Genomic DNA, 15,171 nt, shown 5'->3' with positions numbered 1-15,171 from the left:
AACAACTTATTTAAATGAAAAGCCCAATAACAAACACGAGTAATGTTTCAAAACTATATAGTTTTTCCTCAGAAAAAATTATAACGGCCTATAAGCGCATAGGAGTTGATGTGTTATCTTATTTTGAAAATATCAATGAGGTTAATCTATACAAGTGTAACGATACGGGTTATAGGTTTTATACACCTTTTAAAACAATAGGTGATGCGAAATTTTATGATGATTTATCTAAAAACAGAAAAAACTACTATACACATAGATGGGAACATAATATAGCCGTAAATTTTATTAATAAATCAGATTCTGTATTAGAAGTTGGTTCAGGTTTTGGGGTGTTTTTGGAATTGTTAAAGCAAAAAAATATTCAAGCTAAAGGACTGGAATTAAACCCATATGCAGTAAAGCATTGTAAAAATAAAGGACTAAATGTTGAAGAAAAGTTAATTCAAAAAGAAGCCTTAGAACAAAATAGAGCATACTCCATAATATGTTACTTTCAAGTTTTAGAACATATCACAACGGTTCATGAATTTATAAAGGCCTCTTTAGAAGCTTTAAAAAAGGATGGGAAACTTATTGTAGGCGTTCCAAATAATAATCCGTATTTATTTATAAGCGATAAATATCATACACTTAACTTACCGCCACATCACGCTGGTCTTTGGAATGAAAAATCATTAAAAGCTTTACAAAATGTTTTTCCATTAGAACTTGAAGAAATTATATTTGAACCTTTAGAAAAGTCGTATAAATATTTTTTAATGTTTCATTTACAATATTCTAATGTTTTTATAAGAATAATATTGAAAATGCTGAATAAGTTTATGCCTAAAATTCTAAAAACACTGATTTGTAAGCTTATAAAAGGAAGGAACGTATTAGCGGTTTATAAAAAAACAAGTTAAATGAATGATTTTATTAACATACCCTTTAGTAAAAAAAACATAGATAGCTATTATATACGTTTTTCAATTTTTAAAGCCTTAAAAAATATATTACCAAAATTTAATGGGCGATTGTTAGATATTGGTTGTGGAAAAATGCCCTATAAAGAATATATTTTAGGACATTCAGAAGTTACGGAATATGTAGGCTTAGATATTGAACAGGCATTAGTTTACGACATTAAAGTAAAACCAGATTTTACTTGGGATGGAATTAAAATGCCGTTTAAAAATAATAGCTTTAGTTGTGCATTTGGTACCGAAGTATTAGAGCATTGCCCAGAACCAGAGGTTGTTTTAAAAGAAGTTTATCGTATTTTAAAACCAGGAGGAACCTTTTTTTTTACTGTACCTTTTCTATGGAATTTGCATGAAGTGCCTCATGATGAATATAGATATACCCCATTTTCTTTAAAGCGTCATTTAGAAAATTCTGGTTTTCAAAAAATAGAAATTAAAGCAACGGGTGGTTGGCATGCTTCTATGGCACAAATGCTAGGGTTGTGGGTTAAACGAAGCCCTATGTCTAAAACTAAACGTAAATGGTTGTTGTATGCTATAAAACCAATAATTAATTATTTAATTAAATTAGATAAACCCGAAAGCGTTACATTTAAAGAAGGGCAAATGATAACAGGTTTATATGGAACTGCAAGAAAATGAAAAATAACAATTTGAACATAGCCATATTAACCCCTAATAAAAACCCATATTCTGAAACATTTATTCAGGCTCATAAAAATTACCTTAAGGGGACTGTGTTTTATTATTATGGAGCTATTTCTAATATGAAATTAGAAAATCACAACTCCATTACAAATAAATATATAAACTTACTTTTAAAGGTTTATATTAATTTTTTTAATAAACCTAGACGATACCTTAAAGAATATTTTATCATAAAATCATTAAAAAAGCAAAAAATAGATGTTGTTTTAGTAGAATATGGAGATCATTCGTTTAATTTACTTAATATATTAAAAGCTACCAAATTACCTGTAGTAGTGCATTTTCATGGTCATGATGCAGTTAGAAAAAATATTGTAAAAAACTGTAATAATTATAAAGATGTATTTTTAATGGCTTCAAAAGTTATTGCTGTTTCCAAGGTTATGTACCAAAGACTTTTAGGTTTAGGTTGTCCTAAACAAAAACTAATTTATAATACTTACGGACCTAATCCAGATTTTGAATTGGTTAAAGCTCAATTCTCAAAAAAGCAATTTATAGCAATTGGCAGGTTTACTGATAAAAAAGCACCGTATTATACTATTTTGGCTTTTAAAGAAGTATTAAAAAAACATCCAAATGCGACTTTATTAATGGCAGGTGATGGCTATTTATTTAATATTTGTAAAAACCTTATAAAATATTATAATTTAGAGAATTCAGTAAAACTATTGGGAATTATAACCCCCGAAATATTTAGAAATTTACTGCAAGAATCATTAGCATTTGTCCAACATTCAATAACTGCTGAAGATGGAGATATGGAAGGAACACCCTTGGCTGTTTTGGAGGCAAGTATAGCAGGGTTACCTGTAATCTCAACATATCATGCAGGTATACCAGATGTTATTATACATGGTAAAACAGGGCTGCTTTGTAAGGAACATGATGTATTATCTATGAGTCAACATATGCTTCAGGTTTTAGATGATGTTTCATTCGCCAAAAAACTAGGAGCAGCAGGGAAAATAAATATTAAAAATAATTTTAGTATGGAGAAACATATTGATAAATTACAAAACATAATAGAAATCGCTAAAAGTTAAAGCCATTTATTTTTTTATGCAGCCATTAGTTTCCATAATAATTCCTACTTATAATAGAGCACATGTTATTAACGAAACATTAAACAGTGTATTAGCCCAAACATATTCTAATTGGGAATGCATAGTTGTTGATGATGGAAGTACAGATACAACCTCTAATTTACTTGCTGAATATTGTGATAAAGATCTAAGAATAACATATTATTCTAGACCAAAAAACAGGAATAAGGGAGCTAACGCTTGTAGGAATTTTGGATTTGAAATAAGTAAGGGAAAGTATATTCAATGGTTAGATAGTGATGATTTGATGTTACCTAATAAATTAGAAGCTCAAGTTTCGTTATTAAATGAGAAAACCTTCGCTTTAATAACATCAACTTGGGGTAGGTTTATAGATTCTAAAAAACTGGAAGCGTATCCAGATTTTGAAAGTTTTAATAATTTTGATAGTCGTAAAGATTTTTTAAATGCGTTAACTATTTCTAAAGGCTATTTCCCAATTCATGCATATTTAATGAGTAAGAATTTAGTTTTAAAAACTGGAGGGTGGGACGAAAATTTAATTGTCAATCAAGATGGCGATTTTATGTCTCGTATTTTTAAAAATGTAAATAAATTTTACTGTGCCAAAAATACAGCTGTATATTACAGGCATACAAATGGAAATTCGACGAGTGTTTATGGTAATATTGAAAAAGCTGAAGCGGCAATTCAAATATGGCATAAAATATCTAATAGACTTAGAAATGAAAGTAAATCTTTTGTTTTTTTTAATAAAAAATTGCTATATAAAAATATTAAAAAAACGTATCCAAATTTAATAATTAAGTATAAACACTTTTTTAAAGATGTAATTTTATATAATTGGTACAAAAAAACACTAGTAAGCAGAGTTATAAATAAAATAAGTAAATTCTTTAATAATTAACTGTGTATTAGAATAAAATAGTAATTTATCAAATAATGCTAAAAAAGCCTTTATTATCCATAATTATTACGTGTTATAATGATGCTGAATTTGTTGAGCAATCAGTTAATTCTGCATTAAATCAGTCCTATTCTAATAAAGAAGTCATAGTTGTAGATGACGGATCGGATGATGAAACGAAACAAGTATTAATAAAATTAGAAAATAAAATAACAAAGCTAATTGTTCAAGATAACAATGGGCAAAGTTCTGCTAGAAATGCAGGTATAAATAGAGCAAATGGAGATTATATTTTGATACTTGATAGTGATGATTTTTTTGAATCACTATTTTGCGAAAAAGCGATAGATGTGTTTTTAAAAAATAAAGAAGTAAAAATAGTAACATGTTATGCTAATTTACTTTTCAATAATGGTTCAACACATATTTTTAAACCAAAAGGAGGCGATATTAAAGATTTTATATGTTTAAATGGAGCATTAGGTACATCCATGTTCAAAAAATCTGATTGGAATAGTGTTAAGGGGTACGACGAAAATATGCGAAGTGGTTTTGAGGATTGGGAGTTTTTTATTCGTGTTTTACAAAATGGAGGAACCACACATGTTATTAAAGAGCCTTTGTTTAATTATAGAAAAAGATTGAATACTACTACCGCCAAAGCAAACAAAATAAAATATGATTTGATAAAGTATATATATCTTAAACATAAAGATTTATATGTAAAATATAATGATTTATTCGTTTTTCATTTATTAAGAAAGCTTGAGCAAGAAGAAAAAGAAAAAATTAAGAACACTTTGCGTAAAGAGTTTGTAATAGGGAGATCTATTTTAAGTCCATTTAGGATTTTTAAAAAGTTATTTAAATGAAAAACAGTTCATTAGTCACAATTATAATGGCTACTTATAATAGAGCACATTTTATAATTGAAACTTTACAATCTATTCAAAAACAAACGTATCCCAATTGGGAATGTTTAATAATTGACGATGGGGGGACAGATGATACTTATGAAGTAATAAAACCTATACTAAACTCAGATAATAGGTTTCAGCTATTTAAAAGAACTGATAATTATGCTAAAGGTTTACCTGGTAGCAGAAATTTTGGTCTAGATAAAGCTAAAGGTGATTATATTATTTTTTTTGATGATGATGATATCGTTCATCCTCAAAATTTAGAACTTTGTGTAAACGAATTAAATAATATAGAATATAGTTTTTGCAGGTACTTAAGAGCAGTTTTTATAGGAGACTTTAGTTACGATTTTGATTTAAGTAAAGATTATTCAAAATTTCAAGTAAACTTATCAGATCTAGAAGCTATTATTAAAAATGAGCTTCCTATAAATTCTTGTGCTATAATGTGGAAAAAAGAATGTTTCATCAATAAAAGGTTTACTGAGCATTTAATGTATGCCGAAGAATGGGAACTATACTCTAGAATTCTTTCAGAAGGATTTAAAGGCATATCAACTAATAAAACTTTATTTTTTGGCAGAAAGCATTCAAAATCTAATACAGGAGAATTTTTCTTAGGAAATGCTAAAAGAATTCAATCAAAAAAAGAAGCTTTAATTTTAATTATTAATAATTTAAAAGACAAAAACTTATTAACTAGAACTCTTTTTAAATATTTTACAGGCTTAGCAATAGCTTTTAGAGATTATAAGCTATTAAAACAAATATTATTACTCGCTAAAATGAATAAAAAAAGCAATTTGTTCGTACAATTTAAATATTTTATGTTTCCTATTTGGAAGCGTTTTATGCGTATTCAAAAAGCACTGTTTAAAAATTATGAGTAAATCATCTTTTAAAATATTAGTAATTACAGAATCTTTAGATGTTAACGCTAATAGCGCCGCTAAGGGACGCTTGGCTTTTATTAATAGTTTTAAAGCTGCAGGTTTTAACCCCGAAGTATATCATTACACCCAAAAAGATATTGAAATAGAAGGTGTAAAAAACACAACAGTACATGAGTCTAAGTTTAGCGTCATGTTTCTCTTAAGTCGCTTGCATAGATTAATATATCGTTGGTTAAAACTGGATATAGGTAATATTACAAGTCGCTTATTTGGTTTTTCATTTGGATTTTTTAATGATAGAAATAGCATATATAAGGCTATTAAAAATATAAATATAGACGAATATGAAATGGTCTGGACCTTTAGCCAGGGTTCTAGTTTTCGTTCGCATGCGGCTTTATTAAAACTTCCAAAATGGCACAAAAAATGGCTTGCTTTTGTACACGATCCTTATCCGCATCACCTATATCCTAGACCCTATAATTATATTGAATATGGTTATAAGAAAAAGCGTTACTTTTTTATGGACATTACTAAAAAAGCAAACAAAGTAGTGTTTCCTAGTTTACTCCTTAAAGAGTGGATGGAAAGTTATTATGTAGATATAAAAGATAAGAGTTTAATAATACCACATCCTTTAGTTACAAAAAAGATTAATTTAGAGAACGTGCCAAATTACTTTGATAGTAGTAAGTTTAATATTTTACATGCTGGTAATTTGTTAAACTTAAGAGATCCAGCGCCTTTAATTGAAGCCTTTCAGCAATTTTTAAGATTAAAACCAGAAGCAAAAAAAGATGCTGCTTTATTATTTATAGGCAAAAAATCTATTTTTCAGGAGTATTTAAATAAAAAGCAAGCTGAAATTCCACAGCTATATGTAAGCAAGGGCTACGAAGATTTCAGTAGGGTCTATAACATGCAACAAGAAACGTCTATCAATATAATTTTAGAGGCTAAATCTGAAATTAGTCCATTTTTACCTGGTAAGTTTCCACATTGTGTTTCAGCTAATAAACCAATAGTACTAATTGGACCTCATTACAGCGAATGTAAACGTCTTTTAGGAAAAGATTATCCGTATTTAAACGATTTTGATGAGATAGAAAAACTATCAAATATAGTGGCCGATTTGTATGAAATTTGGAAAAATAACCCGAATGAATTAAAACTTAACAGGCCAGATTTATTGCATTATCTTTCAATAGATTATTCGAAAACAGTTTTGTTAAATGAAATAAAAAAAGAGAATATTTAAATGAAAATTTTAATGGTATCTATGTCATCTATCCATTTTTTCAGATGGACAAATCAACTCCAAGACGCTGGTCATGAGGTGTATTGGTTTGATATTAATGATGGAGGCAGAACTATTGAATCTATTTCGTGGGTAAATCAAATTGTAGGTTGGAAACGAAAATGGAATTTTCCGGGACGATTTTTTGTTAAAAAAAGATGGCCCAAATTATATAAAAAAATACAGGTGCTTAATGATAGAAAAGCATCGGTTGTATTCGAAGAACTTTTAAAAGAAATAAAACCAGATGTTGTACAAAGCTTTGTAATGTACATGTCTTGTGTACCCATTTTGGACGTCATGCGTAAAAATCCAGATATTAAATGGATTTATTCTGCTTGGGGAAATGATTTGTTTTATTATCAAAACTATAAAAAGTATTTAGCAGACATTCAAAAAACATTACCTGATATAAACTACTTGTTTACAGATTGTGTACGAGATTATCATATTGCAAAAAATAATGGTTTTAAGGGTGATTATCTTGGGGCATTTCCAGGAGGTGGTGGTTATTTTATTTCAGAATATGATGAGTTTAATGAGGTTTTTGAAAATAGGAAAACTATTATTATTAAAGGGTATCAGCATAAATTTGGTCGTTGTAATCTGGTTTTAGATGCTGTTAAAAAAATGAAAGATGATTTGTATGATTATAATATTGTAGTTTTTTCTGAAAATAATGAAGTAAAAAAACATGTAGAAACTATTGGGTTGAATTCTTGGAATAACTTTAGTTGCACAGGGAAATTAAGTCATAAAGACTTACTAAAATTAATGGGAAGCAGTTATATTTATATAGGCAACTCAATTTCTGATGGTATGCCAAATACATTACTAGAAGCTATTGTTATGGGAGCTTATCCAATTCAATCAAATCCAGGAGGAGCAACTGCCGAAATAATAAATGATGGGCATAATGGTACTTTAATTAATCATAGTGAACATGTAAATGATATTGAAAGTAAAATAAAAAATGCCATAAATAATCCTACGCTAATTGAAAATGCGTTTCATATAAATAGAGAATTACGCCATAAATTGGATTATTCATTTATTAAAAAAGGAGTGATGGAAAAATATGCTGAAATAGAAAAGAATATTTTAAAAATTCAATAAATGGGGCTAACAAAAAATATGTGCGAATTAATTTTAAGCGCAAAGCACAAAAGGCATATTAATTTAGATAAATTATTAATGGTAGGGCGTCAAAACCTGCACTTAAGTCCTAATCATTTAGCTATGAGTTTAGAGAAATTTGGTTACCCAACAGATAATATTTCAAAACTTTTGAATAAAGAAAACACTTTTGCTGATGCCTTTTTCAAGGAAATTGGTGGTAAAGATGTGCAATCCATCGATGCTTCCGATTATGAAGATGCTACAATAATCCATGATTTAAATCAACCTATTTCTAATACTTATAAAAATAACTATTCGCTTGTATTGGATTCTGGAACGCTAGAGCATGTTTTTAATTTTCCTCAAGCCATAAAAAACTGTATGGAGTTAACTCAAGTTGGCGGCCATTTTATGGGGATTTACCCGTGTAATAATTTTTTCGGACATGGTTTTTATCAATTTAGTTCAGAGCTTTTTTATCGTGTATTAAGCAAAGAGAATGGCTTCGAAATAATAGATGTTGTTTTATTTGTTGATGATTTAGATACCACGTTTTATAAAGTGCCCGATACTAGTGAAAAGTATCAAAGAATTGAATTTAAAAATACAAAACGGGTCTATTTATATGTAGTTGCTAAGAAATTAAAAACAGTTGAAATTTTTAAGAATAATCCATTACAAATGGATTATTCAAAATTAAAGTGGAACGGAATTAGAGATAAAGTAAGTAGAAAAAAAGTGCCAAAACAAACATTTAAAAAAATGCCAAGGTATTTTGTAAATCTTACAAAAGCGTTCTTAAATAAGAAAGCTGTGGATGATTCTATTCATTTTAAGAAACCTTATTTTACAGAGTATAAATTAAAATAACTTAAAGATTTTAAATCTTAAAAGAATACAATAGTTAAGAATGAAAAAATATCAAAGAAAACTAATTAATCGTATAATTAATAAACTTTACGTAATAACCAATAGTGATAAAATTCGTTTGTTTTGTTTAAATATAGCAACTAAACTGTTTAAAAACCCAAAAAATAGTATAAAGTTTGATAGTACTAATAACTGGTATTGGCTAAAAAGTAACTCTAAATTTTTAAAATTAACACGAGAACCTTATTTTGATTTTTCTGAGAAAGAAATGAGACAACGTTGTTTCAATATATTTTTTAAACATTATCACCTTGAACCTGGAAATGTTGTCATCGCAATTGGAGCTGGTATAGGTATGGAAGTTTGTTTTTTTGAAGAAGGTATAGGAGATAAAGGTAAACTATATAATATTGAGGCGAGCCCAAGTAGTTTTTACGGATTACAACAAACTACTTTAAAAAACGGTTTTCAAAATTGTTTTAATTATAATCTAGCTATATCTGATAGTAATGAACCGCTTTGGATGGAAGAAGAAAACAATTATATTTTAAACTCAATTAATAAAGATGGCAAAGGGGTTAAAGTTGAAGCTTTAACACTAGATGAGTTTGTAATAATTAATAATATAGACAAAATTGATTTGTTAAAAGTAAATATTGAAGGTGCTGAATATGAAATGATTGACGGAATGAAAGAGTCGGTTAAAAGAATAGAAAACATAGCGGTGTCTTGTCACGATTTTCTTTTTGATAGTGAGGATAAAATTAAAAACAAAATGGTTACTTTTCTTGAAGCACATAATTTTCAGTTATTTTATGTTAATTCAGGTAACAAGGTTTTGGATAGCTGGATTTACGGAAAGAAGCAATACCAATAATTGTATAATAAGCAGATTTAAACAATTAAAATAGTTAATTGATGTTAACAATAGCTCTAAAGTTTACCATAATTTATGCATTTAGGAACAGAGAACCCAATAGGGTTAGGTTGTCCTTGTTGTCACTAAAAAACCAAACGGTAAGAAATTTCGAAGTGGTTTTTATAGATTATGGAAGTACTTCTGATTATTCGGAAAGAGTAAAACAGGTAGTTGAAAGTTTTGAGTTTGCAACCTATTATTATATTGGTCATGAAGGATTATTGTGGAATAAAAGTAAGGCACTTAATTACGGAATATCCAAAGCTAAAACAGAAGCTATTTTTATTGCAGATGTAGATGTTATCGTTGCTCCAAATTTCGCAGAAATTATTGAAACATTAACTTCACCAAATCAGTTTTCATTATTTAAAATTGGCTATTTGCCAGAAAGTACTAGTCCGGAAATAATTGAAAACTCAAATTTTAAAGCATTACAACCTAAACATTATGGCGATACCTTTGGTGTAGGATTGTTTACTAAAACGGCATTAGAAAATGTAGGTGGTTTAGATGAGTTTTTTCATTTTTATGGGTCGGAAGACGAAGATTTAAATTATAGATTAATAGCCTCAGGTTGCAAATTAAATAGATGTGAATTAAATTTACTATTGCATCAATGGCATGAAAGGTATCCACAAAAACTTAAAGAACATTTAACCACTTTACCAAGGTTATCCAATATTCAACGCATAAATCAAAGACACTTTTTAAGGCATAAAGAGAAGCAAGAATTTGAATTAAAGGATCTTCATAACAGAAAATACTATAACATTTCAGATTATGAAACTCTAAAAAAACCTTCAAAAGTCATAGAAATTGAAAACATTGAGTCTCATGTTACTCATTTTTTAAATTATGAATTGCCGCTTTTTAGTGCTAAGGTCTTAAAAATCGTGTTTAAAGAATCGCAGTATTCCACATCATCAAAACACAAACTGAAAAAAGCATTGAATAAACAAACGCAACCTTATCTTACTATGAAACAAGTAAACGATTTCATATTGCAAAAAATTCTTTTTAGCTATAGAAATTATAATTATTCATTTAGGGTAGCAGAAAATTTAAAAACCATAGAATTTACTATAGAATTAAGACAATAATGTTAAAACAGGAAAAAATACGATTGTTTTGGTGGAGCGAATCCTTACTTATGGGAAAGGAAAAAGAAAACTATGGTGATGTTTTGGGTAAGTATTTAGTTGAGAAAATATCAAACCAAGAGGTGCAATTTGTACATCCAAAAAAGTTTCGAATGTCAAATTTTTGGAATCCCATTTATGTAACTGCTGGTAGTATTTTGGCTCACGTTAATAAAAAATGTATTGTATGGGGGAGTGGTATTATTAACAAAAATCAAATAGTTAAAAAAGCAAAATTTTTGGCAGTTAGAGGTCCGGAAACTAGAAATGCTTTAATAAACCAAGGATATCAAGTTCCAGAAATATATGGTGATCCAGCATTATTATTGCCAGATTTTTATAATCCGGAAATTAGTAAAACTTATCAATTAGGTATTATACCGCATTATGTTGATTATAAGTTTGTTAAAGAAAAATTTGGTTATTTAAAAAATGTGTTAATAATTGATTTAATGACTAATAGCATTGAGAAAACAACAAACGAAATTTTGCAATGCAAACACATTATGTCTTCGTCGCTTCATGGAGTTATTGTGTCGCACACGTACAATATACCAGCCTTGTGGATTAAGTTTTCAGATAAATTATTTGGTGATGATATAAAGTTTACTGACTATTTTAAATCGGTAAAAATTGAATCCTATAATCCAATGAATATTAGTGTTTTGAATGAAGTAGATAACATAGAAAAACTATTTCAAAATAAGAATGCATTACCAGACCAACGTGTAATTAGTAATCTTAAAGTTGGTTTAATGGCAGTTTGTCCATTTAAGTAGATTAAAAAGTGTAACAAAATAGGTTTTCCTTTTATCCCGGCAATATAAATTATTAAATTGCCGTGTATCAAAAACAAGAATTTAATATTATGAGTTTTTTAATAGCCGAAATAGGTCAAGCGCACAATGGTAGTATAGATGTTGCCCATAGCTATATTGATGCCATTGCTGAAACTGGCGTAGATGCTATTAAGTTTCAAACGCATATAGCCCAGGCAGAAAGTAGTATTTATGAGCCTTTCCGAGTTAAATTTTCAGATGTAGATGCTACCCGTTTTGATTATTGGAAACGTATGGAATTTACGCTTACAGAATGGAAAGGGCTTAAACTACATTGCGATGAGGTTGGTATAGAGTTTATGAGCTCGCCCTTTAGTAATGCTGCAGTAGATTTATTGGAGGAAGTTGGTGTAAAGCGTTATAAAATAGGTTCTGGCGAGGTTACTAACTTTTTGCTTTTAGAACGAATTTCGCAAACTAAAAAGCCTGTAATTTTATCTTCTGGCATGAGTTCGTTTATGGAGTTGGATAATGCAGTAAATTTTCTAAAAGAAAAAGACTTAGAGTTGGCTGTTTTACAATGCACAACAGCTTACCCAACGCAACCTAAAGATTATGGTCTAAATGTTATTGCAGAGTTAAAAACTAGATACAATATTCCTGTTGGTTATTCTGATCATTCAGCGAAAATTGAAACCTGTATTGCAGCAAAAGTTTTAGGTGCCGAAATATTAGAATTTCATGCCGTTTTAAATAAAGAAGTTTTTGGTCCTGATACCACATCTTCATTAACCATTCAAGAAATTAGTACGCTTGTAAAGGCTGTTAGAAATATTGAAATTGCTAATCAAACTCCAATTGATAAAAACGATATAAGTAAGTTTTCAGAATTAAAATTAATTTTCGAAAAATCGTTGGCGGTAAATAAAGACTTAGCCAAAGGTCATATCATTAAATTTGAAGACTTAGAAGCTAAAAAGCCCGCTAATAAAGGTATTAGTGCGTTAAAATTTAAAAATGTTATAGGAGTAACACTTAAACGAAGTATGAATAAGTGGGAGTTTTTAAAAAACGAAGATATATGAGCCTAAGGCGTATTGCAAAAATAAATTATTTAAGATTTAGTGCTTTTGAAGGTTCTCAACATATAGCTAGCGAATTTGCTATATACAAGTTGTTAGAAGTAACAAAAAAGTTTAAAAGAGTATCGATTTTAGAAGTTGGTTTGGGTATTGGTAGTATTTCGGATACTATTTTAACGTATAAAAAATCGGAGGATTTGTATTATGTTGGTACTGAAAATAATGCGTTTTGCTTAGAAAGTTTAAAGAAAAATTTAAACGAAAAATCGTATAATACATTAAGAATTTTATCGGGAATTGATAAAGTGTTTGAATTAAGAAAAAAGTTTGATTTAGCAATTATTGATGGCAGTGATGATAACATTTTAAGTTTAGCAAATCAATTAGAATCTGATGCTATTATAGCTATAGAAGGCGATAGGATAACTCAGGTAAACGATTTAAAAAAGGTGTTTCCTAAGGCTAAATTTGTTCATTCTATAAGTTTAAGGAAAAATGACCCCAACGGTGTTGGTATTCCATGGCACTGGCAAGGTGGTATTAAATTGCTTTTTTTAAACCCAACTAATAGTCAATTAGTTTATTGTTTTACAGAGAAGTTGAAAACGAAACTAATTAATATGTATAGAAAATTTTTAAAATAAAAATGGCAAAACGAAAAATCTGTGTTGTAGTTACAGCAAGACCATCTTATAGCAGAATAAAAACGGCATTATCAGCAATTAATAATCATGCCGATTTAGAATTGCAATTAGTTATCGCAGGATCTGCTTTATTAGATCGTTATGGTAATGCGGTTGATTATATTGAAAAAGATGGTTTTAAAATTGATGCTAAAGTTTTTATGGTATTAGAAGGCGAAAACAAAACCTCGATGGCTAAAACTACAGGTTTAGGCGTAATGGAGCTGGCAACCGTGTTTTATAACCTAAAACCAGACGCTGTTGTTACCATTGCCGACCGTTTTGAAACCATTGCTACTTCAATTGCAGCCGCCTATCAAAATATACCTTTAGTACATATTCAAGGTGGTGAAGTTACAGGTAATATTGATGAAAAAGTAAGACATGCTAATACTAAATTAGCAGATATTCATTTGGTAGCTTCGGCTGATGCAAAAACACGTTTGTTAAAAATGGGTGAAGATGATGACTATATATTTAATACCGGTTGTCCCTCTATAGATATTGCAAATAGTGTCCAAAAATCACCAAAATTAAATTTTAACCCTATTGAAAAATATGGAGGCGTAGGAAAAAATATTGATTGGAAAAAAGGCTATTTAGTTGTTATGCAACACCCTGTAACTACCGAGTATGATGAAGCAAGATTACACGTTACTACGACTCTAAATGTAATTCACGAATTAGGAATTCCAACGTTTTGGTTTTGGCCAAATGTTGATGCTGGTGCAGATGGAACATCAAACGGAATACGATCTTATCGAGAAAAACACCAACCAGAAAATATTCATTTTTTTAAGAATATGGTGCCCGATGATTTTTTAAGATTATTACTAAATAGTAAATGTTTAATTGGCAACTCTAGTGTAGGTATTAGAGAATGTGCTTTTTTAGGAGTTCCGGTGGTTAATATTGGAACAAGACAAAATGGAAGAGCTAGAGGCGAAAATGTATTGGATGTTTCCTATGAAGGTGAAGCAATTTTAAAGGGTATTAAAAACAGACTTGATAGCGCTGAAAAAATAAAACAAAGTGACATTTATGGCGAAGGAAATTCAGGGGTGAAAATTGCCGAAATTTTGGCAAAAGTCAAACTTCGTTTTCATAAAACTATAACCTATTAATGAAGATTTTAGGAATCATACCAGCACGAGGAGGCTCTAAAACAGTGCCTGGAAAAAATATTAAACTTCTAGAAGGTAAACCACTCATACAATATACTGTTGATGTTGCCAAGGAATCAAAATATCTGACTAACCTAATTTTAAGTTCGGATGATGATGCTATAATTAAGGTTGCCAATCAATTAAATTTAGAAGTTCCTTTTAAAAGGCCATCAAATTTAGCTCAAGATGATTCACCTACATTACCCGTTATTCAGCATGCCTTAAGTTTTTATCAGGATAAAGGAATTTATTTTGATGCCATATGTTTATTGCAAGCAACAAGCCCTTTTAAAACAACTAAATTTTTAGATGAGGCTATTAAAAAATTTATTGAAAGTGGCGCAGATGCTTTAGTTTCGGTAAAAAAAGTGCCAGACGAATATAACCCACATTGGACATTTAAGGTTAACAAAGTAGGAGGTTTAGAGCTTTCAACTGGCGAAGAGAAAATTATTCCCAGACGTCAAGATTTGCCAACAACATATCATAGAGATGGTATAATTTATTTAACAAAATCTAGGGTGATTTTAGAAGAAAACTCTCTTTATGGAAGTACTTTGGCATATATACAATCTCCATTAACGAGTAATGTTAATATCGACACAATGGAAGATTGGCTAAAAGCAGAAAATTATTTAAAAAACAACAAAATTTAGT

16 protein-coding genes are annotated in these 15,171 nt (G+C 29.2%); all 16 read left to right on the top strand.

Features of this window, described 5'->3' with window-relative positions:
• Positions 1–14: 14 nt before the first annotated feature.
• Positions 15–905, top strand: a complete 891-nt coding sequence (locus AAFN75_RS17510; protein WP_411807587.1) for a class I SAM-dependent methyltransferase — start codon at positions 15–17, stop codon at positions 903–905.
• A complete protein-coding gene (locus AAFN75_RS17505) occupies positions 906–1,607 on the top strand; it encodes a class I SAM-dependent methyltransferase (protein ID WP_411807586.1) in 702 nt (233 codons plus the stop codon).
• On the top strand, positions 1,604–2,719 hold the full coding sequence (locus AAFN75_RS17500; RefSeq protein WP_411807585.1) for a glycosyltransferase: 1,116 nt from the start codon (positions 1,604–1,606) through the stop codon (positions 2,717–2,719). Before AAFN75_RS17505 ends, AAFN75_RS17500 begins: the two co-directional genes overlap by 4 nt.
• 16 nt (positions 2,720–2,735) lie before the next feature.
• Entirely contained in the window at positions 2,736–3,647 is a 912-nt protein-coding gene (locus AAFN75_RS17495; protein WP_411807584.1) for a glycosyltransferase family 2 protein, read from the top strand.
• A 35-nt stretch (positions 3,648–3,682) separates the two neighbouring features.
• Entirely contained in the window at positions 3,683–4,519 is an 837-nt protein-coding gene (locus AAFN75_RS17490) for a glycosyltransferase (protein ID WP_411807583.1), read from the top strand.
• Positions 4,516–5,457: a glycosyltransferase family 2 protein gene (locus AAFN75_RS17485; RefSeq protein WP_411807582.1), complete on the top strand. Its 942-nt coding sequence runs from the start codon at positions 4,516–4,518 to the stop codon at positions 5,455–5,457. Before AAFN75_RS17490 ends, AAFN75_RS17485 begins: the two co-directional genes overlap by 4 nt.
• Positions 5,450–6,718, top strand: coding sequence for a UDP-glycosyltransferase (locus AAFN75_RS17480; protein WP_411807581.1), 1,269 nt, complete (start codon positions 5,450–5,452; stop codon positions 6,716–6,718). The genes AAFN75_RS17485 and AAFN75_RS17480 overlap by 8 nt, the downstream gene beginning before the upstream one ends.
• Complete coding sequence (locus AAFN75_RS17475) at positions 6,719–7,873, top strand: glycosyltransferase family 4 protein (RefSeq protein WP_411807580.1); 1,155 nt, start codon at positions 6,719–6,721, stop codon at positions 7,871–7,873.
• Positions 7,874–8,746: a hypothetical protein gene (locus tag AAFN75_RS17470; protein WP_411807579.1), complete on the top strand. Its 873-nt coding sequence runs from the start codon at positions 7,874–7,876 to the stop codon at positions 8,744–8,746.
• A gap of 40 nt (positions 8,747–8,786) precedes the next feature.
• Complete coding sequence (locus tag AAFN75_RS17465; protein ID WP_411807578.1) at positions 8,787–9,623, top strand: FkbM family methyltransferase; 837 nt, start codon at positions 8,787–8,789, stop codon at positions 9,621–9,623.
• Between the two features lie 41 nt (positions 9,624–9,664).
• Positions 9,665–10,765 carry a glycosyltransferase gene (locus AAFN75_RS17460; protein ID WP_411807577.1) on the top strand — a complete coding sequence of 367 codons (1,101 nt, stop codon included), beginning with the start codon at positions 9,665–9,667 and terminating at the stop codon, positions 10,763–10,765.
• On the top strand, positions 10,765–11,583 hold the full coding sequence (locus AAFN75_RS17455; protein ID WP_411807576.1) for a polysaccharide pyruvyl transferase family protein: 819 nt from the start codon (positions 10,765–10,767) through the stop codon (positions 11,581–11,583). Before AAFN75_RS17460 ends, AAFN75_RS17455 begins: the two co-directional genes overlap by 1 nt.
• Positions 11,584–11,672: 89 nt before the next feature.
• The gene (locus AAFN75_RS17450; protein ID WP_411807575.1) at positions 11,673–12,668 is read left to right on the top strand and encodes an N-acetylneuraminate synthase family protein; all 996 of its coding nucleotides are present in this window, start codon (positions 11,673–11,675) and stop codon (positions 12,666–12,668) included.
• Positions 12,665–13,309, top strand: a complete 645-nt coding sequence (locus AAFN75_RS17445) for a hypothetical protein (RefSeq protein WP_411807574.1) — start codon at positions 12,665–12,667, stop codon at positions 13,307–13,309. The genes AAFN75_RS17450 and AAFN75_RS17445 overlap by 4 nt, the downstream gene beginning before the upstream one ends.
• A gap of 2 nt (positions 13,310–13,311) precedes the next feature.
• Positions 13,312–14,472 carry a UDP-N-acetylglucosamine 2-epimerase gene (gene neuC, locus AAFN75_RS17440; protein WP_411807573.1) on the top strand — a complete coding sequence of 387 codons (1,161 nt, stop codon included), beginning with the start codon at positions 13,312–13,314 and terminating at the stop codon, positions 14,470–14,472.
• Complete coding sequence (locus AAFN75_RS17435; RefSeq protein ID WP_411807572.1) at positions 14,472–15,170, top strand: cytidylyltransferase domain-containing protein; 699 nt, start codon at positions 14,472–14,474, stop codon at positions 15,168–15,170. Before neuC ends, AAFN75_RS17435 begins: the two co-directional genes overlap by 1 nt.
• The last annotated feature ends 1 nt before the right edge of the window (position 15,171 follow it).

It is taken from the genome of Algibacter sp. AS12 (assembly GCF_046736315.1).
GTDB classification, from domain to species: Bacteria; Bacteroidota; Bacteroidia; order Flavobacteriales; family Flavobacteriaceae; genus Algibacter_B; species Algibacter_B amylolyticus.
The sequence above is the reverse complement of the archived record's forward strand: the minus strand, read 5'-3'. Positions and strand labels throughout refer to the sequence as shown.